The following is a 17,801-nucleotide window of genomic DNA, read 5'->3' on the forward strand; positions in this document are numbered from 1 at the left end:
CACTGCCGGTCAGCGCAGTCGGCGCAGTGACCTAGCGACAGACTGTCACAGTTAATTGACAAAAACAAATGTAAATTATGGCTGACACTTGGGCTGCGGCTATCGCTCACAGACGCGTTCGGTGCCTTTTCTCAAAGGAAAAAACGTAAGCCATGGGATTTGCGTCGAAATTCTTCAAGGGTGAAAAACTGCGCAAAAAACAGCGAACGCATTTGGTCCTTATGCCGATTGCCGTCTCAGACCTGTTCCTTGCCGTGCCAATAGTGCCAGTTGGAAGGGAAGGGCTGCTGACTGATTCCTGAGAGATGCAGTGCAGCGAAGCTTAGCGTGGATCTGGCGTTAGCGCCTTGTTGTAGGGCGCCCAGTCTTTGATCTCGGGATAATACTGTTTGCGCCAGGCACGCACCCGCGGATTCATCACACGCCGCCAGATCGGCGGGACCATTGCCGCCATGGTCATGACCGGATAGCCATAGGGCAGTTGTGGCGCTTCATCTTCGGTGTAGTTCTGCAGCAAGGGAAACCGCCGGTTCGGTTTGTAGTGATGATCCGAATGGCGCTGCAGATTGATCAGTAGCCAATTCGACGCCTTGTGGGCTGCGTTCCAGCTGTGGCGCGGTTGGACATGTTCGTACCGCCCTTCACCCAAATGCTTGCGCGTCAGGCCGTAATGCTCGACGTAATTCACCAATTCCAACTGCCAGATCGCGACACCTGCCTGCCACAGGAAAAGGGCCAATCCTTCCCATCCTCCGACTGCGAAAGACAGCACAAGAAAGACGGCCTGCAAGCTCCAGTACCGCCAGAAAGGGTTATCGCGGGCAGTCCAGGATTTTGCTTTTCGCAAAAGTAGGTCCTTTTCCGCAGCAAAGGCCGAAAAGAGGCTTTCGCGAAGCACGCGCGGAAAGAAACGGTGAAATCCTTCATTATAACGCGCTGTCACCGGATCCCGCGGCGTTCCGACATAGCGGTGATGCACCAGAAGGTGTTCGGACCGGAAATGAGAGTAGAGCACCATCGCCAGAAGGATATCACCCAAGCCGCGCTCTACCTTGTTCTTCTGATGCATGAGTTCGTGGCTGTAGTTTATCCCGATAGTACCCGTGATCACACCGACGCCGAAGAATAGGACGATCGTCTCGACCGCGCCGAGATGCGCGTCACCCGGGCCGGTGACGTACCAGATCATCCAAAAGAGCAAGGCAGCTTGTACCGGTGCCCAGACAAGCGTGATCGCGCGGTAGAAAGTCAGCTGCCGCTCCGCGGTTTCCGGGTCGGCATTGTCAAGCTCCAGTCCCAGGATCGCATCGAGAAAAGAGAAGAAATACCAAGTCGCGACCGGCAGAAGAATCACAGCCCATCCGCCCTGCACCGCGCTGAAGACGGCCAGGGGCACCAGCAGCAGCGACATGGCAAAAGGCAGAGCGCGGGTGAAACGGCCTACCTGATCCGCCGGAATGATCATATGCGCGATCCCTCGATCCCGTTCTGCGCCCGTGTACCCTAACCGATGTCTTGCAGGCTTTCTTGTGCCAAGTCAAAAACCTTGCGCATCACCGTCGGCAAATCCGAAGGCCGAAAGGCCATCTGGGGCAAAAAGTCGCCGCGTTGCGGCGTGGCCGTCTCTGGCACGTGGGCCACCGCGATCCGCAGTCGCAGGTGAAAATGCGTAAAGGTGTGGCGCGCTTCCTCGGGCAACAGCCGCCAGTCCGCTTCAAGTGGGGGAAATGGTTCGGGCGGTGTTTCCCGCCAGTCGCTGCCGGGCCAGCCAAGCATGCCGCCAAGCAGGCCCTTGTCCGCCCGCCGCTCAAGCAGCCACGCCCCGTCGGCGCGCCGTGCCACATAGGCGATACCCAACCTGACCGGCTTGGCCTTCTTGGGAGCTTTGACTGGCAAGTCGGCCTGCACCCCGACGCGTCGTGCGGCGCAGATATCCATCCACGGGCAAATCCCGCAGGCCGGGCTTCTCGGGGTGCAGATCGTGGCGCCGAGATCCATCACCGCCTGCGCATAATCACCGGGCCTTTGCAAAGGGGTCATTTGGGCCGCCGCCGCCTTCATTTCAGGCTTTGCCGCGGGCATTGGCGTGCGGATATCATGCACGCGGGCCATTACCCGTTCGACATTCCCGTCGACCACGACCTCGGGGCGATCGAAGGCGATCGCGGCGATCGCTGCGGACGAATAAGGACCTATGCCGGGCAGGGCGCGCAGTCCCTCGGCAGTGTCGGGAAAGGTGCCGTCATGCACACTCGCGACTTCGCGGGCGCATTTCAAAAGGTTCCGTGCCCGGGCGTAGTATCCCAGCCCGGCCCATTCTCCCATCACGGCGCCATCTTCCGCCGCTGCGAGGTCCCTGACCGTAGGCCAGAGCGCCGTAAACCTTTCGAAGTAGCTCTTGACCGCGGCGACCGTCGTTTGCTGCAGCATCACTTCGCTCAGCCACACGCGATATGGATCAGGTCGCACACCGGTAGATCGCGCCGCGGGGCCCACCCTCCAAGGCAAGTCCCGTGCGTGCAGATCATACCAATCCAGTAGCCGGTCGCTGTCACGCATCTTTTACCTCGCTTTGGGGTGGCAACCCCCGTCCGATCCCTTAAGTTAAACCTACCGGTAAGGGAGGCCATCCATGCCCGCGCAAAAGGGCAATTACAAGGGCACCACCAAAGGCTTCAAGCGCAGCGGAACTCTGTTGGGGGCCCGCATCCGCGAGGCATCCGAAAAGCGCGGCTTCGCGGTATCCCGCGTTCTGACGCAATGGTCCGAAATCGCAGGAGCCGATCTCGCCGCCATTTCCCGTCCGGTCAAGATTTCTTACGGACGGCAGGGCCTGGGAGCAACGCTGACCGTTTTGACCACTGGTGCTCAGGCACCTGTCCTCGACATGCAGAAAGAGAAGCTGCGCGAACGGGTCAACGCCGCGTACGGATACAACGCGATCTCCCGTATACACATCACGCAAACTGCGCCAACCGGTTTTGCCGACGGGCAAGCCAGTTTCGAACATCGCCCGGTATCCAAGCCTGCGCCACAACCCGATCCCGCAACCGTACGGAAAGTTACAGAACTCGCCGAACCGGTGGGCGATGATGACTTGCGCGCAGCGCTTGAAACTTTGGGGCGCAACGTCCTATCCAGAACGAAACGCTAGACCCATCAAGGTGACACAATGAAAAACGTCCTTCTTTCGGGGGCCATTGCCCTCGCTCTCGCCGCTGGTGCCGGATATTGGCTCAGCCAGTCCGCTAGCCCGACCGCGCCGGCCGGAACCGATCTCTTCGGTGCGGCCAACGCGCAAGACGCGAGCGAAGTCGATACCTCGACCATTACAGAGATGACCATGGGGTCGGAGGATGCTTCGGTCACGGTCATCGAGTACGCCTCTTTCACATGCCCGCACTGCGCCAATTTCCATGCAAATCAGCTCAAGCAGTTGAAGGCCGACTATATCGACACTGGCAAGATCCGCTTCATTTATCGCGATGTCTATTTCGACCGGTTCGGCCTGTGGGCCTCGATGGTGGCGCGCTGCGGCGGAGAGCAGCGGTTCTTCGGCATCGCCGACATGATTTACGATCAACAGAAAGACTGGATCGGCAACGGTCAGGACCCGGTGGCGATCACCGACCGGTTGCGCAAGATCGGCAAGGTCGCCGGACTTTCGGAGGATCAGCTTGAGGCCTGCCTGACAGACGCGCAGAAGGCGAAGACGCTCGTCGCTTGGTTCCAGGAAAACGCGGAGGCCGACGGCGTGCAGTCGACACCGACGCTCGTGATCAACGGCGAGACATATTCGAATATGCCCTACGCCGAACTCAAGGGCATTCTCGACGGGCTGATCGACGAATGACAACAGCGCCGCTCGCCGGTCTGAAGGTCGTCGAGCTGGCCCGTATCCTGGCTGGCCCTTGGGCCGGTCAGACACTTGCCGACCTCGGTGCCGAGGTGATCAAGGTCGAAAGCCCCGAAGGTGACGATACCCGCAAATGGGGCCCGCCGTTCATCGATCATGACGGCGACCGTTCGGCCGCATATTTCCACGGCTGCAATCGCGGCAAGACAAGCCTAGTGCTCGACTTTCGCACGTCCGAGGGACAGGCGGAGGCGCGTCAATTGATCGAGTCCGCCGACATCGTAATCGAGAATTTCAAGGTCGGCGGATTGGCGCGCTACGGGCTGGATTACGAAACGTTGAAAACGGCTAATCCCGGGCTGATCTACTGTTCGATCACCGGCTTCGGTCAGGATGGGCCTTATGCGGCGCGGGCGGGCTATGACTATATCATCCAAGGGATGTCGGGCCTGATGTCCATCACCGGAGAGCCTGAATGCCAGCCGGTGAAAGTGGGCGTTGCGATCACGGATATCTTTACCGGTCTCTATGCGACAACGGCGATCCTGGCCGCGGTCCATCGCCGGCAAAGCACTGGAGTGGGCAGTCACATCGATATGGCGCTTTTGGATGTGGCGGTGGCCGTCACCGCCAACCAGGCGATGAACTATCTCGCGACCGGTGTCGCGCCGGGGCGTTTAGGCAATCACCATCCGAACTTGGCACCCTATCAGGTCTTCGATTGCGGTGACGGTCATCTGATCGTGGCCGTGGGCAACGATGCCCAGTTTGCCCGGTTTTGTCAGCTTCTCGGCACGCCGGAGCTGGCGCGGGATTCACGTTTCGTGAACAATGCTGCGCGCGTCGCGCACCGCGAGGCACTCGATGCGGCGCTGACCGCACGTACGGCGACCTTCACCAAGGAAACGTTGCTGGCAGCATGCGAGTCAGAGGGCGTGCCTGCCGGGCCGATCAACGATCTGGCCGAGGTTTTCTCGGACCCGCAAGTTATCGCGCGCGGCATGCGCATCGAGCCAAACGGTGTCCCAGGGGTCCGCAGTCCGATCCGTTTTTCCAATGCAGAGCTTGATCTCGATCGACCCGCTCCGGGCCGCACGGGCCCCGGCTAAACGAGAAATATAAATTGCTTTCAAGACATTTTCCGGCTGATACGGTTCCGGTCAGCTCAAAGAATGCGGGCAAAAGCGGTATCGAAAGGCGCCCAGTCATCCAGTTCTAGCCGCACGGGCAGGGTGATGACCTTCTGCCGAAAATCCGCTGGCAGACGCACTGCGTCCTTCTCGGTGGTCACAAGCTGCGCTCCGCGCAGGCGGGCCTCACCTTCGAGCCGCGCCATGAGAGCAGCGGTCAGAGGTTGATGATCCTCAAGAGCCTCTTTGCGCACCAGGGTGGCCCCGAGCCCCTCTAACGTGGCGAAGAATTTTTCGGGATGACCAATGCCGGCGAAGGCCAGAAGCGGCGTGTCGGTCCAATCCATGCCGGTTTGCAATGGGATAAGTTGACCATGGAGATGGGGCAAGTCGACTGGGCTCTCCCATGTCGCTTTGAAACGCGCCTGTGCCCCAGGCTGGCCGATCGACAAAAGCAGCTGTGAGCGCGCCAAGCCCCGATGAACCGGCTCGCGCAAGGGACCGGCTGGAAGGCACAGGCCGTTTCCAAAACCTTTGACTGCGTCCACGACCACAATCGTCAAATCCTTGCGCACGGTCGGATTCTGATGACCGTCATCCATCACAATCACATCCGCGCCCGCCTCAACCGCCGCTTGGGTCGCGACCGCCCTATCGCGGCCAATCCACGTTTCGGCAAAGGCCGACAGCAGCATCGGCTCGTCACCCACATCCGCCGCGCTGTGTATTTGTTCCTTTACGCGCACCGGCCCATGCAACCGGCCACCATGGCCGCGGGACACGATCGCGGGACGGTGCCCATGGGCTTGCAGGCGTTGGACGATGGCGATCACCGTGGGTGTCTTGCCTGTACCCCCGGCATTGATGTTGCCCACACAGATCACCGGGATTGGTGGCGTGTATTGCGGTGGCTGCGCCACCCGTCGGGCCGTGAGCGCGCCATAGATCCATCCTAAAGGCGCCAGCACCCGCGCAGTCACTCCCGGGTGGTCAGGCGGTCTGTCCCAGAAGCCTGGCGCGCGCATCACGTGGCCTCGCGCCGGTCAAGCTGGTCGTTGACCAGTTCGGCAACCCGGTCGGTCAGGGCCGCGCTCCGCGAGGCGACTTCCCACGCGGCATGCGCCATGGCGGCCGTTTCGTCGGGTGGGATCAGGCGGCTTACCGCATTCGCCAGAGTCTCTGCATCGCGCACGATCCTCGCGGCCCCGGCCTCGGCGAAACGGGTATAGCTGGTCAGGTAACGTCGGATACTCGGTCCGTACAGAATTGCCGAGCCATGCGCCGCCGGTTCGTTCGGATCGCTGCCTGTCGCGCCCGGCCTCAAAGAGCTTCCCATGAAGCTGATCGGCGCAAGGCGGTACCACAGACCCATTTCGCCCGTCGTATCTGCCAGAATGACTTGCGTCGTTTCTTCGGGCAATTCGCCCTCCGACCATGTCACGAAGCGCAGGCCGCTCCGTCGCAGGGCCTGTCGGAAAATGTCTGCCTTGCCGATGTCCCGCGGCACGACGATCAAAAGCGCTCGCAGAGACCGCCTGCTGACTTGCCGGTGTGCGTCAAGAATGCTGGCAATCTCGTCCTCCTGAAGCATGGCAGCAAGCCAGACGGGCCGACCCAGAAGCATGGCCGCCATTTCCTCCCGCGCGGCCTCGTGACAGGGAAGAGACGTCGTGCCGTCAAGAAACGGGCCGGTTACAAGAGAATTCTCCTCGGTCACGCCCAAACGGCGAATGAAGCGAAGGGTAGACTCGTCGCGTGTCATGATCACATCGAACAACCGCAAAAGCGCGCGCGGCAGGTCCGGGAACCAGCGCCAGGCAGGACGTGAAAGCGCGCTTTCCTCGATATCGATCAGAACAAGGGGCAAGTCGCGCTCTGCTGTCAAGTGAATCAGCGCGGCGTGAAGATCGCCGCCGGTCCAAAGTACGAAATCTGGCCGCCAATGATCTAAAAATCGCGCTGCGACCGGCAGGCTGTCCGCCGGTACTTGCTCATGCAGAACGGCACGTCGGCTTGCCGTCTTACTGTCGCCACCTGCATCCCGCGTCGTAAGCAGCAAATGCATATTCGACCGCTGCGCGCGGATACGATCGAAAAGTTGCAAAAGCGCGTCCACATGAGCCTGATCGCTTGCATGCGCCCAAAGCAATGGCCCCTCCGGTCGGTCGGCCTTCGGCGCGTAGGTGCCACTGGTGGTGCGCCGGGCGTAGGCGAGATAAGCCGCAAGGCTTAACGAACGTGGCATTGCATTTAGTCCTGCGGTCTGCGGGAGAACGCGGAGGGCTCGCGTTTGGTAAGGGACTTCGCGCACCACCTCTGGATCATTGGGTTTCCTTCCGCTCTGCAGTCCCTCGTGCAGGGTAGGCAATCGCCGCGCGGGGTCAAGCAAAGCGGCCCTTTGCCTTGACCGTACCGGCCGAACAGGCCTACGAGAGCGCATAGCCTTGAAGAGACCACAATGACCAAGCCCTTCCTTGTCTTGCAACTCAGACCGGAGACCGAAGCGTCGGATGACGAGTTCGAGGCGTTTCTGCGCAAGGGCCAGATTGCCCCTGACCGAGTGGAGCGGATCCGACTTGATCAGAGACGTTTGCCAGAGGGTCTCGATCTCGGTCGTTTCTCCGCCGTCATTGTCGGAGGAGGACCCGGATGCGTAAGCGACGCGCCCGAAGACAAGGACCCGATCGAAGCGCGGATCGAGGCCGATATCCTGTCGCTCATGCCCCAGATCACAGCGCTAGACGTGCCTTTTCTCGGGTGTTGCTACGGTATCGGGATATTAGGCAAGCATCTTGGCGCTGACGTCAGCAAGGTTTCATACGGTGAACCCGTGGGCACGGCGGCCTGTGAAGTGACCAACGACGGCAAGGATGATCCGGTAATGAACGGGATTCCAACCGCGTTCGACGCTTTTGTCGGCCATAAAGAGGCTGTACAGACGCTGCCGGACGGGTGCACACACCTCGTTCGTTCGAAAACCTGCCCGTTTCAGATGCTACGTTATCGCGAAAACGTCTATGCCACGCAATTTCACCCCGAGGCCGACGCTAGCGGCTTCGAAACCCGCATCAAGATTTACAAGAACCGCGGCTACTTTCCGCCCGAAACGGCTGGAGAGCTTATCGAGATGTGTCGCGCAGCGGACGTCTTTGCGCCCGAGATGATCCTTCGCAATTTTGTCCGCCGCTACAGCTAGAACAACTCAGATCCGCAAAAACGGTTGTGCGATCCGGGGCAGCCACGACCGGAACTTTAACGGAGCGTCGGTCGCTGCAAGACAAATACAGTCCTCTCCGACGTCGGCGACGGGCGTATGATCCAGCTCCTCATCGGCAATTTCCACGTCCCCGGCGGCAAAGCGGTCCACCTCATCCGAAAACGCGCCTTTCAGAACCAGCGTCAATTCTGTGCCGCGGTGCCCGTGATCGGGAACGGCTGCACCCGCAGGAATGTAAAGCAAGCGTGCCGTACCTTCTGCGTCGGTCGGAAGAATCGCCTGTTTGACCCCAAGGCCAACCGGGCGCCATTTCACTGCATCAAGGTCGCCGCCGACGTAGTCACGAATGGGCTGCGGCAAGATGCCGTCTGTCGAGGGAGTGACCGGCATCGCCGGCTCTGTATTCGCGTCATCAATTCGCGACATCGTTGCTTCAAAGCAGTCTTCTCGCAACGACACGGTTTCGCACGCGTCCATCACGGACCCGCCAATGGCGTCGAAAGCGCCAAGGCGCGCCCGGCATTCGTCACACATCGACACGTGTGAGGCTACGATAAGGCTGAACGCCTCGGGCAAATTGCCGGCCGAGTAGGCCATCAACAGCGCGTTATTGAGATGATGATTAATGTCTTTCGTCATGTTCGTCACTTCATTGCGTGGCGCAGTCGCTCCAGCGCCAGTCTGATCCTCGATTTGATCGTGCCGAGTGGCAAACCTGTCTCATCCGCGATTTCGCTATGTGTCAGATCGCCGAAATAGGCTTTCTCGATCAACTCCCTCTGTTTCGCCGGCAGCTTGGCAATCGCTTCTCCCAGCTTTTCGCTTTCCTGCTGTAAAGCCAGGCTGTCCGCCTGGTCTGGTTCGTGTTCCGGTCCCCAGGGCAAATCCTCTGGTTCCGGGCGTCTCAGCTTGCGGATTGCATCGATCCGCCGATTTCGTGCGATCGTGAAGATCCATGTCGATGCGCTTGCCCGGGACGGGTCGAAAAGATGCGCCTTGCGCCAGAGCGATGCCATTACGTCCTGCGCACATTCCTCCGCCAAAGTGGCGTCTGTACCCGATCGCATCAGGAACGCTTTGATCCGCGGCGCAAAGTGCTCAAACAGCGCGCGAAAGGCCTCGCGGTCTTGGCTGTCGCGCACCCGCATCAAAAGAATCGCCCAGTCTGGATCGTTGTTGCTCATTGAACGATTTGTATCAGATCGTGCCGCTACCGATTGCTCGCGCAAAGACCGCCCTGCGAGCATGCCGTCAAGGCCACTTGCCGGCCTGCCTGTTGAGAGTTCGGAATCACGATACATATCTCCTTTACGCAGACGAGCAGGGCATGGATCAGAAAAAACACATGTTTTCTTTATCATCCGCTTGCCGCATCACTGCGTATCACAGGTAACAAAGAAAAACAGGTCTGCAACATAATGCCGTTTGAAAATTCACGTCCGCCGCGGCGTAAGGTCGCCGTAATAGGCGCGGGTATCACGGGGCTTGGCGCTGCGTGGCGTCTTTCCGAAGAATGTGATGTGACCCTTTACGAGGCCGAGCCGCGGTTGGGGGGGCATGCCCGAACAATCATGGCCGGAAAGCGCGGAGATCAGCCCGTCGACACCGGCTTTATCGTGTTCAACTATGCAAATTACCCCAATCTCTCGAGACTGTTCGACGAAATCGATGTGCCCGTTGTGAAAAGCACGATGAGTTTCGGCGCCTCGGTGCGGGCGGGCAGGCTAGAATACGGACTTGATGGCGCCAGAGCCTTCTTTGCACAACGCCGGAATGCGGTTAGCCCGCGATTTCTGGGCATGCTGCGCGACATTTTCCGGTTTAACGCCAATGCGGTCGACCTTGCGCGTCAAGAAGGCAACCTGACCATCGGCGAATTTCTGGATCGCATGCGGGTAGGGCCTTGGTTTCGCGACTACTATCTTCTGCCACTGACCGGTGCCATCTGGTCGACGCCGACAGAAAAAATACTCGATTTCCCGGCACATGCGATGATCCGTTTCATGGAGAACCACGCGCTGCTGAACTACAGCGGTCAGCATCAGTGGTATACGGTCAAGAACGGATCGCAAGAGTATGTGTCGCGTCTGGCGGGTCTCTTGGAAAGCCGTGGCGTGGCGTTGCGTCCGGGCACGCCCGTCTCGGCGATCCGGCGCACCGATATCGGGGCAGAGGTGCGCGCCGAAGGTGCAGAGTGGGTGTATTTCGACGAGGTCATTCTTGCCACACATGGCGATGTAAGCCTGCGATTGCTGTCAGATCCGTCCGTTCAGGAACGCCAAGCGCTCGGTGCTGTGCGGTATCAGGCCAACGATATGGTGCTGCACGCCGACACATCCGTCATGCCGAAACGCCGTGCGGTCTGGTCTTCGTGGAATTACGCCGAGGGTCCGGCCCGTCGCGACGGGCAGATCGATATAACCTACTGGATGAACAGCCTGCAGCCGATCCCGATGGACGATCTGCATTTCGTAACGCTCAATTCTAATCGGCCGATCCGCGAAGATCTGATCTATGACCAAGCGGTGATGCATCACCCTGTCTACGACAAGGGCATGATTGCGGCGCAACAAAGCGTTCGGGCGTTCAATGGTACCGATGGAACGTGGTTCTGCGGTGCGTGGCTGCGCAACGGGTTTCACGAAGACGGGCTTGCAACCGGGCTTGAGGTCGCCGAGGCGATCCTGGCGCGTGACCGGATGCCGGTCGCCGCGGAATGAGTCAGGTCGACCATATCGCCGGTCACACGTGGCACGGACGTAAAGGCGAGGTGCGCAATGCTTTTCGCTACAGCATTGATTACGTCATGCTGGACGCCGAAGCACCCTTGGAAGACAGTTTTGTGTTCGCGCGAAACCGTGCAGCACTTTTTTCCATCCGTGAACGGGATCATGGCGGTCAGCCGGGCCAAGGTCGCGGTGCCGCGTGGGTGCGTGAGGTAGTTGCCGCGCATGGGCTTGAAAGCCCTGCGCGTATCATGCTCCTCGCCCAGCCGCGCGTTCTTGGGCACGTGTTCAATCCGGTGTCTTTTTGGCTCTGCTTCGATAAGAAAGAGACCCTGCGCGCCGCGATTGCCGAGGTCACCAACACTTATGGAGACCGGCATTGTTACCTGTGCACGCGCGAAGACCACGCTGCAATCACTCCGGAAGACCGGATTGAGGCGACCAAAATATTCTATGTGTCGCCCTTTCAGAGGATCGGAGGCACCTACAGCTTCCGCTTCGATATCCGTGCGGACCGCGTAGGCATCTGGATCGATCTTACCGATGGGAATTTTGGCGTGACGGCGACACTGACGGGTAAGCGACGCGCGCTTGGTCTGGTTGGCGTGCTGCGTGCCCTGATGCGCCGGCCTTTCGGGTCACGGCGGGTTCTGGCTCTTATTCACTGGCAGGCGCTAAAGCTTTGGTGGAAAGGCGCGCGGTTCCGTGCCCGTCCGGAACCCCCCGCCCACGAGGTGTCCCGATGACATCCGCCCCACGCCTGCCAGCCTACGCGGTTTTCGCGGCGATGATCGCCGCGGCCGGCCTGCCGCTTTACATGCACGCCCCCAAATTCTTTGTGGACGAGTACGGCGTATCCTTGGCCGCGCTCGGTTCTGTACTTTTCTGCCTGCGGCTTCTGGATGTCGTTCAGGATCCTCTTTTGGGCCATGTAGCGGATCGCCTGCGGCGGCACCGGGCGATCACCGTTATTGTTGCAGGATCCATGATGGCGGTCGGCATGTTCGGTCTCTTCGCCGTCGCGCCACCTGTCGCGCCGCTCGTGTGGTTTGGCATCATGCTGACGCTCGTCTTTTCCGCCTTCAGCTATCTTACGATTTGTTTCTACGCCCAAGGTGTCGCTGCGGCCTCTGAGATGCCGGGCGATGGCGGGCATCTGACGATCGCACGCTGGCGCGAGACGGGTGCGCTGCTGGGTATCTGCGCGGCGGCGGTCGCGCCAGTTGCGCTGGGCGGATATACCGGTTTCGCGATAGCCTTCGTATTTTTGTCGATCATCGCACTCTGGGCCATGCGGACAGAATGGAAAGCCATCAAGACGCCCGGCACCGGTATCTCACCGGTTTTGCGCGACACGATTGCCCGGCGTCTTTTGCTCGTGGCGCTCGCGAACTCCGCGCCGGTCGCAGTCAGCTCGACCCTCTTTCTTTTTTTTGTCGAGGACCGACTGGATCTTCCCGGATGGGAAGGACCGTTTCTCTTGATGTTCTTTTTGTCTGCGGCCCTCGCCGCACCGGTTTGGGGGCAGGCCGCGGAACGCTTCGGCACACGCCCGGTGCTTGTCACGGGTATGGTGCTCTCCATCGTCTCCTTTGCCTTCGCGATTTTTCTTGGATCCGGTGACGGGATCGCGTTTGGCATCATCTGCGTTGCCTCCGGCATCGCACTTGGCGCCGACATGACGCTTCTGCCCGCATTGTTCGCCGCGCGCATGCAGCAGGTCTCGCCCGGTGCGGCGGAAGGCTTCAGTCTTTGGTCGTTCGTAAGCAAGATCACGCTGGCAATCGCAGCCGTGTCTCTACTGCCGCTCCTCGAGGCGGGCGGATACCGGTCCGGGCAGGACAATGCCGAGGCCGAACTCTGGCTGTTGAGCCTGCTCTATGGTGCCGTGCCTTGCGTTTTGAAAGTGATCGCCATCGGCGTGCTGGTCACGACTCCTACAGACCGGATCGCGGCCCCAGCACACTCTTTGAAAGAAAGGAGCGCTACCTGATGTCCGAACTTTTCTATTTTGCCGCCGGCATTGCGCTTATGATCGCGCTGATGCTCTTGTATCGACGGTATGCATCGTTTTTGGCGCAATCTGCCGCAGACTATGTCGAGGATATTCCGAATTTCGATTTGCGACAGCACCTTAATGGTCCAATCCAATGCGAAGGCGTTATCTATGGTCCACTAGGACGTGTCACGTCGCGCTTTTCCGGCGATTTTGAGGCGGAGTGGGACGGCAATCGCGGCATCATGAAAGAGCACTTCAGATATCACAGCGGCAACACGCAGGATCGTGAATGGCGGCTCGAACTTGGCAATGATGGCGCCATAAAGGCCGATGCCGATGACCTTGTCGGTCAAGGTCAGGGCCAGCAGTCGGGGGCGACGGTCCAGCTCCGCTACAAGATACGTCTGCCCGAGGATGCCGGTGGCCATGTTCTGAGCGTGAGCGATTGGATGTATCTCACGCCCGGAGGAACCATCGTGAACCGCAGCCAGTTTCGCAAATGGGGAATCAAGGTTGCTGAGCTGGTGGCGACGATGCAGAAGAAAGAGAATGCATGACAGAGTGGAGCGGGAAACGATACTGGCTGGTTGGCGCAAGCGAAGGTCTTGGCGCTGCCGTGGCACGCAAGCTCAGTGCGGCAGGCGCGGAACTTATTCTTTCGGCCCGCAGCGAAGAGCGTCTGAACGAATTGGCTGAAAGCTTGCCTGGCCGGGCCCGCGCAGTACCAATGGATGTCAGTGACGACGAAAGCGTGGCCAAGGCGGCGGAAGAGGTTGGCGAAATCGACGGGCTTGTATTTCTGGCCGGCGTTTACTGGCCAATGCCAGCGACCGAATGGGATGCCGACCAGGCCGTGGCGATGGCCGACGTGAATTTCACGGGGACAATGCGTGTTCTTGGGCATGTTGTGCCCCCCATGGTCGCGCGGGACTCCGGGCATATCGTGCTCACCGGCTCTTTATCCGGATTTCGCGGCCTGCCGGGTGCGATCGGATATGCCGCCTCAAAGGCCGGTGTCATGGCCCTTGCCGAAAGCATGCGCGCCGACCTCTGGCGCACCGGCGTGCGCGTGCAGCTGGCCAACCCGGGCTTTATTAAGACCCGTCTGACCGACAAAAACGACTTTCACATGCCGTTTCTCATGGAAGCGGATGATGCGGCACAGCAGGTCTTCGAGCTCATGTGCGATGAGGCCGCGTTCGACAAGCATTTCCCAACAGTCTTCTCGTGGGTGTTTCGCCTATCGCGGTTGCTGCCCAACTGGGCCTACTACCGGCTATTTGCGTAAGATCAAGGACGCCCATCCGCACGACTGTCACGGTGCATGACATCACCGCGACAGGAGTTAGCCGCATGTTGGACATCTCTCACTACAAAGTCGCCCAGGTTATCCTCATGTCACGCGAACTTGACCGCGCGGAAGGAGAACTTCGGGCTTTCATAGACCGGCTGAGCGAGGACGAGCAGGCCAGTCTCGTTGCGCTCATGTGGATCGGCCGCGGCAGCTTCGATGCCGAAGACTTTGAAGAGGCAAAGGCGACCGCCGCGGAAGAGGCAACAACTCCCACAGCGGATTACCTTCTCGGTACGCCGCATCTTTCCGATCATTTGGAAAACGGTCTTGATGCTTTGGGGATTTCGGTCGTGGAGGATGAAGACGACCTTGTCCGAGGCGGCTAAGGCGGCGCCTTAGGCGCTCAAGGCTTGTCTCCCCATGTCCGACCCGAAACTGCGGCGGAACCAAAGCTCGTAAAGAGCGGGCGAAACGCCTGCGCGTTTTGCGACCAATGCGCGGGCGGCGTCGGTGAATTCCCACAGACCGACACTGATCTGAACTCGGCCGGTACCCAACTGTCCCAGGATTTCCGGGGACGATCCGATGGTCCGGTAGATCCGTACCATCCGGGCATCGAAAACCCCGGAGAAATGGCGCACGCCAAACTGGCGCATGATCTCTCCGCCGCCCAGCATCAGCGCCGCCGCGATGCGACTTTCCGCGCCCCGAGCCAGGCAGAACCGTGTGCATTCCCAGATTAGCGGGCTTTCGATCGTACCGCCGCCCAGAATATCGCGAAAATGTTCATTGATCATCGTACGGTCCGTTGTTGGAAGAAACCGCATGGACCCGCGATGCCGCCCGTCAGGTCCTTCCCAGATCACGTAAAGCGGATTGAGATCGTCGTACTCATCGCGCTCATGACCCTTCGCAGTGACCGTGACATCCCAGTTCAGGCGTGTCTTGAACTGGTCGGCGCGGTCCAGGAACATGCTGTTCGCAAGGCGGGGAAAGGCGGAAAGCTGGTCGGCGTAAAGGTATCGGAGCATGATCGTTCCCTCTTCTCTGTCGGGAACGAGACTGCGTTTGCCAAGGTTAACCGTCTTTCAGAACACCGTGCGTTGCATCACACAACGATCAAACCCTGACTGATGGCGCGTGCCACGGCATGCACGGTGTTGATTGCGCCAAGTTTGAAGCGGGCGCTTTCAATATAGACCCGCAATGTGTGTTCGGAGATCGAAAGCGTGTCCGCAACCTGAGCACGACCGTAGCCCAGAGCAAGAAGCGTCAACGCATCGACCTCACGTGGAGATAGTTGCCGCGCCGGCGCTGGCGCGCGATCCGGCTCGAAATCCAGGGCTTTCGTGTTGAAGTAATGCGCGCAGAGTATGAGTTCACGGCGATGTGCTTCGGTAAAGCTTTGCCAGCTGGCGTCGTCACATCGGTGATTGACGGTGAAGAGGGCGAACTGCCCGTTTGGGCCACGCAAGGGCACCGAATAACCCTGGTTTCCGAGCCCGTGCGCCAAGGCCTCCTTGAGAAATGCCTGGGCTGCTTTTCCCGACCAGTCGAGCGTCTTCCAGTCCACCGGATGAAAGCGCTGGTAACAGCCCCGGATGACGGGATCGACCCGCAGGTATTCCATTTCAAGATACCGTTCGACCCAGGCCTGATCATATGTCCCGCATCCGTACTGGTCGCCTGCGGCGCTCACCCAGTGGTAGACAAGATGGTCGACACGGAAATGATCGCGCAGCCGCTCGCTGGCGATCTGCACGGCGGCAATGTCAGGCGCGAGTTCGAGTTCCTCTAGAAGATTGTCCAGTCGCGACCGCGGATGGGCATTCATGAGCCGCAGCCCTTTCATCCTTTAGAGTCAGTTCCGCCGCGGCGACCAATCGCGTATCGTCGAGATGCTCGGCCAAGACTTCAAGGCCGTTCTGATGCGCGAAGGACCTCAGGTCTGTCAGAACGTCGAGTATCCATTCGTTTTGCATGATCAGCCTCGTCCATAGAAGGTTAATGAAAGGTTAATACAACCATAACACGATTAAGTTTTCCGCCGAACTCGCGCATTTTCCCTCCCCAGATCTAGTGAGGGTGATTGATTGCAAACCTTTGAAAGCGCTTGGAGCAGGACAGGATGACGAAAGAAAACCCGCGAACCACTTTCGTCATTCGCGGGCTTCATGGGCGGGTTCAGGTTTGGTGTTCTTTACGCTTTCGCGGCAAGTACGTCCTCAACCGTGCGCAGACCGGTGCGGGGCGCTTGCACAAGCACTGCCATATTGCCCGGTTTGTGTTCGTTGCGCAGCATCTTCATATGGGCCTCGGGGATTTCCTCCCACGGGAAAACCTCGGACATGCACGGGTCGATCCGGCGCTCGATTACCAGCTTGTTCGCCGCCGACGCTTGCGCCAGATGCGCGAAATGGCTGCCCTGCAGACGCTTTTGATGCATCCACATGTAGCGCACGTCAAAGGTACAGTTGAAACCGGTGGTACCTGCACAGATCACGACCATGCCGCCCTTCTTGCACACCAGCGTCGAGACCGGGAAGGTCGCCTCGCCGGGATGCTCAAACACCATGTCGACATTGTTGCCCTTGCCGGTGATGTCCCAGATCGCCTTGCCGAACTTGCGTGCCTCGGCGAACCACTCCTTGTACTCGGACGATCCCACTTTGGGCAATTGGCCCCAGCAATTGAACTCCTTGCGGTTGATCACGCCCTTCGCACCGAGGTTCATCACGAAATCGCGCTTGTCTTCTTCCGAGATCACGCCGATCGCATTGGCGCCCGCCGCATTCGCCAGCTGGATCGCGAAGGATCCCAGACCGCCAGACGCGCCCCAGACCAACACGTTCTGCCCGGGGCGAAGCTCATGCGGCTGGTGGCCGAAGAGCATCCGGTAAGCCGTGGCCAGCGTCAGCGTGTAGCACGCGCTTTCTTCCCAGGTGAGATGCTTGGGCCGCGCCATGAGTTGTTGCGCCTGCACACGGGTGAACTGCGCAAAAGAACCGTCCGGCGTCTCGTAGCCCCAGATCCGCTGGGTCGGCGAATACATCGGATCGCCGCCATTGCAGAACTCGTCGTCCCCGTCATCCTGGTTGCAGTGGATGACCACCTCGTCGCCCACTTTCCACGTTCTCACCTTGTCGCCCACGGCCCAGACCACGCCGGAGGCGTCGGACCCTGCGATGTGATAGGGCTCGCCATGGCCGTCGAAGGGGCTGATCGGCTGACCGAGACCGGCCCAGATCCCGTTATAGTTCACTCCGGCAGCCATCACGAGAACCAGCACCTCGTTGCTGTCGAGCGTGGGCGTGTCGACCACCTCGACCTGAAAGGACTTGTCAGGCTCACCGTGGCGTTCGCGCCGGATGGCCCAAGCATACATCTGCTTGGGCACGTATCCCAGCGGGGGCAGTTCGCCCATCTCGTAGAGGTCTTTCTCGGGCGCGTCATAGGGCGCGATGCCGGTTTCGTTATCCAGAGCCATCTGGGCCTCCTGTCACAAGGTTTGCCGCGATGCAGAATCGCGGCTGATCGGGACCGGAATACAGACCGTCACGCAACAATGCAATGCCTGTG

At 59.7% G+C, this 17,801-nt stretch carries 19 protein-coding genes; 10 read left to right on the forward strand and 9 right to left on the reverse strand.

The window, feature by feature from the left end; genetic code table 11:
• Nucleotides 1-322: 322 nt before the first annotated feature.
• Together EZV60_RS15435 and EZV60_RS15440 are read right to left on the reverse strand one after the other, a co-directional pair.
• Entirely contained in the window at nt 323-1,465 is a 1,143-nt protein-coding gene (locus EZV60_RS15435) for an alkane 1-monooxygenase (protein WP_135506509.1), read from the reverse strand.
• A gap of 38 nt (nt 1,466-1,503) precedes the next feature.
• Nucleotides 1,504-2,559 (reverse strand): A/G-specific adenine glycosylase, encoded by a 1,056-nt coding sequence (locus EZV60_RS15440; RefSeq protein ID WP_135506510.1) that lies wholly within the window; start codon nt 2,557-2,559, stop codon nt 1,504-1,506.
• Between the two features lie 73 nt (nt 2,560-2,632).
• Between EZV60_RS15440 and EZV60_RS15445 the strand changes: the two genes are divergently transcribed.
• The 3 genes from EZV60_RS15445 to EZV60_RS15455 are packed head-to-tail and all read left to right on the forward strand — an operon-like array spanning nt 2,633 to nt 4,965.
• Nucleotides 2,633-3,154, forward strand: coding sequence for a DUF721 domain-containing protein (locus EZV60_RS15445; RefSeq protein WP_135506511.1), 522 nt, complete (start codon nt 2,633-2,635; stop codon nt 3,152-3,154).
• Between the two features lie 18 nt (nt 3,155-3,172).
• Nucleotides 3,173-3,853 (forward strand): DsbA family protein, encoded by a 681-nt coding sequence (locus EZV60_RS15450; RefSeq protein ID WP_135506512.1) that lies wholly within the window; start codon nt 3,173-3,175, stop codon nt 3,851-3,853.
• Nucleotides 3,850-4,965 carry a CaiB/BaiF CoA transferase family protein gene (locus EZV60_RS15455; protein ID WP_135506513.1) on the forward strand — a complete coding sequence of 372 codons (1,116 nt, stop codon included), beginning with the start codon at nt 3,850-3,852 and terminating at the stop codon, nt 4,963-4,965. Before EZV60_RS15450 ends, EZV60_RS15455 begins: the two co-directional genes overlap by 4 nt.
• A gap of 56 nt (nt 4,966-5,021) precedes the next feature.
• Here EZV60_RS15455 and lpxK read toward each other — a convergent pair whose 3' ends face one another.
• Together lpxK and EZV60_RS15465 are read right to left on the reverse strand one after the other, a co-directional pair.
• Nucleotides 5,022-6,011 carry a tetraacyldisaccharide 4'-kinase gene (gene lpxK, locus EZV60_RS15460; protein WP_135506514.1) on the reverse strand — a complete coding sequence of 330 codons (990 nt, stop codon included), beginning with the start codon at nt 6,009-6,011 and terminating at the stop codon, nt 5,022-5,024.
• The gene (locus EZV60_RS15465) at nt 6,011-7,231 is read right to left on the reverse strand and encodes a 3-deoxy-D-manno-octulosonic acid transferase (protein WP_135506515.1); all 1,221 of its coding nucleotides are present in this window, start codon (nt 7,229-7,231) and stop codon (nt 6,011-6,013) included. Before EZV60_RS15465 ends, lpxK begins: the two co-directional genes overlap by 1 nt.
• 213 nt (nt 7,232-7,444) lie before the next feature.
• Between EZV60_RS15465 and EZV60_RS15470 the strand changes: the two genes are divergently transcribed.
• A complete protein-coding gene (locus EZV60_RS15470; RefSeq protein WP_135506516.1) occupies nt 7,445-8,182 on the forward strand; it encodes a glutamine amidotransferase in 738 nt (245 codons plus the stop codon).
• 6 nt (nt 8,183-8,188) lie between these two features.
• Here EZV60_RS15470 and EZV60_RS15475 read toward each other — a convergent pair whose 3' ends face one another.
• Nucleotides 8,189-8,842: a ChrR family anti-sigma-E factor gene (locus EZV60_RS15475; protein ID WP_135506517.1), complete on the reverse strand. Its 654-nt coding sequence runs from the start codon at nt 8,840-8,842 to the stop codon at nt 8,189-8,191.
• Between the two features lie 5 nt (nt 8,843-8,847).
• Nucleotides 8,848-9,387 (reverse strand): sigma-70 family RNA polymerase sigma factor, encoded by a 540-nt coding sequence (locus EZV60_RS15480; RefSeq protein WP_135506629.1) that lies wholly within the window; start codon nt 9,385-9,387, stop codon nt 8,848-8,850.
• A 234-nt stretch (nt 9,388-9,621) separates the two neighbouring features.
• Between EZV60_RS15480 and EZV60_RS15485 the strand changes: the two genes are divergently transcribed.
• From EZV60_RS15485 to EZV60_RS15510, 6 genes are all read left to right on the forward strand, one after another.
• Nucleotides 9,622-10,923, forward strand: a complete 1,302-nt coding sequence (locus tag EZV60_RS15485; RefSeq protein WP_135506518.1) for an NAD(P)/FAD-dependent oxidoreductase — start codon at nt 9,622-9,624, stop codon at nt 10,921-10,923.
• Entirely contained in the window at nt 10,920-11,675 is a 756-nt protein-coding gene (locus tag EZV60_RS15490) for a DUF1365 domain-containing protein (RefSeq protein WP_135506519.1), read from the forward strand. Before EZV60_RS15485 ends, EZV60_RS15490 begins: the two co-directional genes overlap by 4 nt.
• On the forward strand, nt 11,672-12,922 hold the full coding sequence (locus tag EZV60_RS15495; protein ID WP_135506520.1) for an MFS transporter: 1,251 nt from the start codon (nt 11,672-11,674) through the stop codon (nt 12,920-12,922). The genes EZV60_RS15490 and EZV60_RS15495 overlap by 4 nt, the downstream gene beginning before the upstream one ends.
• Nucleotides 12,922-13,485: a DUF3833 family protein gene (locus tag EZV60_RS15500; RefSeq protein WP_135506521.1), complete on the forward strand. Its 564-nt coding sequence runs from the start codon at nt 12,922-12,924 to the stop codon at nt 13,483-13,485. The genes EZV60_RS15495 and EZV60_RS15500 overlap by 1 nt, the downstream gene beginning before the upstream one ends.
• Entirely contained in the window at nt 13,482-14,216 is a 735-nt protein-coding gene (locus EZV60_RS15505; protein ID WP_135506522.1) for an SDR family NAD(P)-dependent oxidoreductase, read from the forward strand. The genes EZV60_RS15500 and EZV60_RS15505 overlap by 4 nt, the downstream gene beginning before the upstream one ends.
• Before the next feature lie 65 nt (nt 14,217-14,281).
• Nucleotides 14,282-14,608, forward strand: coding sequence for a DUF3775 domain-containing protein (locus EZV60_RS15510; protein WP_135506523.1), 327 nt, complete (start codon nt 14,282-14,284; stop codon nt 14,606-14,608).
• Nucleotides 14,609-14,617: 9 nt separating this feature from the next.
• Here EZV60_RS15510 and EZV60_RS15515 read toward each other — a convergent pair whose 3' ends face one another.
• The 3 genes from EZV60_RS15515 to ccrA form a co-directional block, all read right to left on the reverse strand.
• Complete coding sequence (locus EZV60_RS15515; protein WP_135506524.1) at nt 14,618-15,253, reverse strand: acyl-homoserine-lactone synthase; 636 nt, start codon at nt 15,251-15,253, stop codon at nt 14,618-14,620.
• Between the two features lie 77 nt (nt 15,254-15,330).
• A complete protein-coding gene (locus tag EZV60_RS15520) occupies nt 15,331-16,056 on the reverse strand; it encodes a helix-turn-helix transcriptional regulator (protein ID WP_135506525.1) in 726 nt (241 codons plus the stop codon).
• A 366-nt stretch (nt 16,057-16,422) separates the two neighbouring features.
• On the reverse strand, nt 16,423-17,709 hold the full coding sequence (gene ccrA, locus EZV60_RS15530; protein WP_135506527.1) for a crotonyl-CoA carboxylase/reductase: 1,287 nt from the start codon (nt 17,707-17,709) through the stop codon (nt 16,423-16,425).
• Nucleotides 17,710-17,801 lie beyond the last annotated feature (92 nt).

Source organism: Roseovarius aestuariivivens (assembly GCF_004761875.1).
Lineage (GTDB): Bacteria > Pseudomonadota > Alphaproteobacteria > Rhodobacterales > Rhodobacteraceae > Roseovarius > Roseovarius aestuariivivens.

Excerpts from the sequence above, each read along its gene's own strand:
- EZV60_RS15435 (WP_135506509.1), bottom strand. The coding sequence starts at position 1,465 with ATGATCATTCCGGCGGATCAGGTAGGCCGTTTCACCCGCGCTCTGCCT.
- EZV60_RS15440 (WP_135506510.1), bottom strand. The coding sequence starts at position 2,559 with ATGCGTGACAGCGACCGGCTACTGGATTGGTATGATCTGCACGCACGG.
- EZV60_RS15445 (WP_135506511.1), top strand. The coding sequence starts at position 2,633 with ATGCCCGCGCAAAAGGGCAATTACAAGGGCACCACCAAAGGCTTCAAG.
- EZV60_RS15450 (WP_135506512.1), top strand. The coding sequence starts at position 3,173 with ATGAAAAACGTCCTTCTTTCGGGGGCCATTGCCCTCGCTCTCGCCGCT.
- EZV60_RS15455 (WP_135506513.1), top strand. The coding sequence starts at position 3,850 with ATGACAACAGCGCCGCTCGCCGGTCTGAAGGTCGTCGAGCTGGCCCGT.
- lpxK (WP_135506514.1), bottom strand. The coding sequence starts at position 6,011 with ATGCGCGCGCCAGGCTTCTGGGACAGACCGCCTGACCACCCGGGAGTG.
- EZV60_RS15465 (WP_135506515.1), bottom strand. The coding sequence starts at position 7,231 with ATGCCACGTTCGTTAAGCCTTGCGGCTTATCTCGCCTACGCCCGGCGC.
- EZV60_RS15470 (WP_135506516.1), top strand. The coding sequence starts at position 7,445 with ATGACCAAGCCCTTCCTTGTCTTGCAACTCAGACCGGAGACCGAAGCG.
- EZV60_RS15475 (WP_135506517.1), bottom strand. The coding sequence starts at position 8,842 with ATGACGAAAGACATTAATCATCATCTCAATAACGCGCTGTTGATGGCC.
- EZV60_RS15480 (WP_135506629.1), bottom strand. The coding sequence starts at position 9,387 with ATGAGCAACAACGATCCAGACTGGGCGATTCTTTTGATGCGGGTGCGC.
- EZV60_RS15485 (WP_135506518.1), top strand. The coding sequence starts at position 9,622 with ATGCCGTTTGAAAATTCACGTCCGCCGCGGCGTAAGGTCGCCGTAATA.
- EZV60_RS15490 (WP_135506519.1), top strand. The coding sequence starts at position 10,920 with ATGAGTCAGGTCGACCATATCGCCGGTCACACGTGGCACGGACGTAAA.
- EZV60_RS15495 (WP_135506520.1), top strand. The coding sequence starts at position 11,672 with ATGACATCCGCCCCACGCCTGCCAGCCTACGCGGTTTTCGCGGCGATG.
- EZV60_RS15500 (WP_135506521.1), top strand. The coding sequence starts at position 12,922 with ATGTCCGAACTTTTCTATTTTGCCGCCGGCATTGCGCTTATGATCGCG.
- EZV60_RS15505 (WP_135506522.1), top strand. The coding sequence starts at position 13,482 with ATGACAGAGTGGAGCGGGAAACGATACTGGCTGGTTGGCGCAAGCGAA.
- EZV60_RS15510 (WP_135506523.1), top strand. The coding sequence starts at position 14,282 with ATGTTGGACATCTCTCACTACAAAGTCGCCCAGGTTATCCTCATGTCA.
- EZV60_RS15515 (WP_135506524.1), bottom strand. The coding sequence starts at position 15,253 with ATGCTCCGATACCTTTACGCCGACCAGCTTTCCGCCTTTCCCCGCCTT.
- EZV60_RS15520 (WP_135506525.1), bottom strand. The coding sequence starts at position 16,056 with ATGAATGCCCATCCGCGGTCGCGACTGGACAATCTTCTAGAGGAACTC.
- ccrA (WP_135506527.1), bottom strand. The coding sequence starts at position 17,709 with ATGGCTCTGGATAACGAAACCGGCATCGCGCCCTATGACGCGCCCGAG.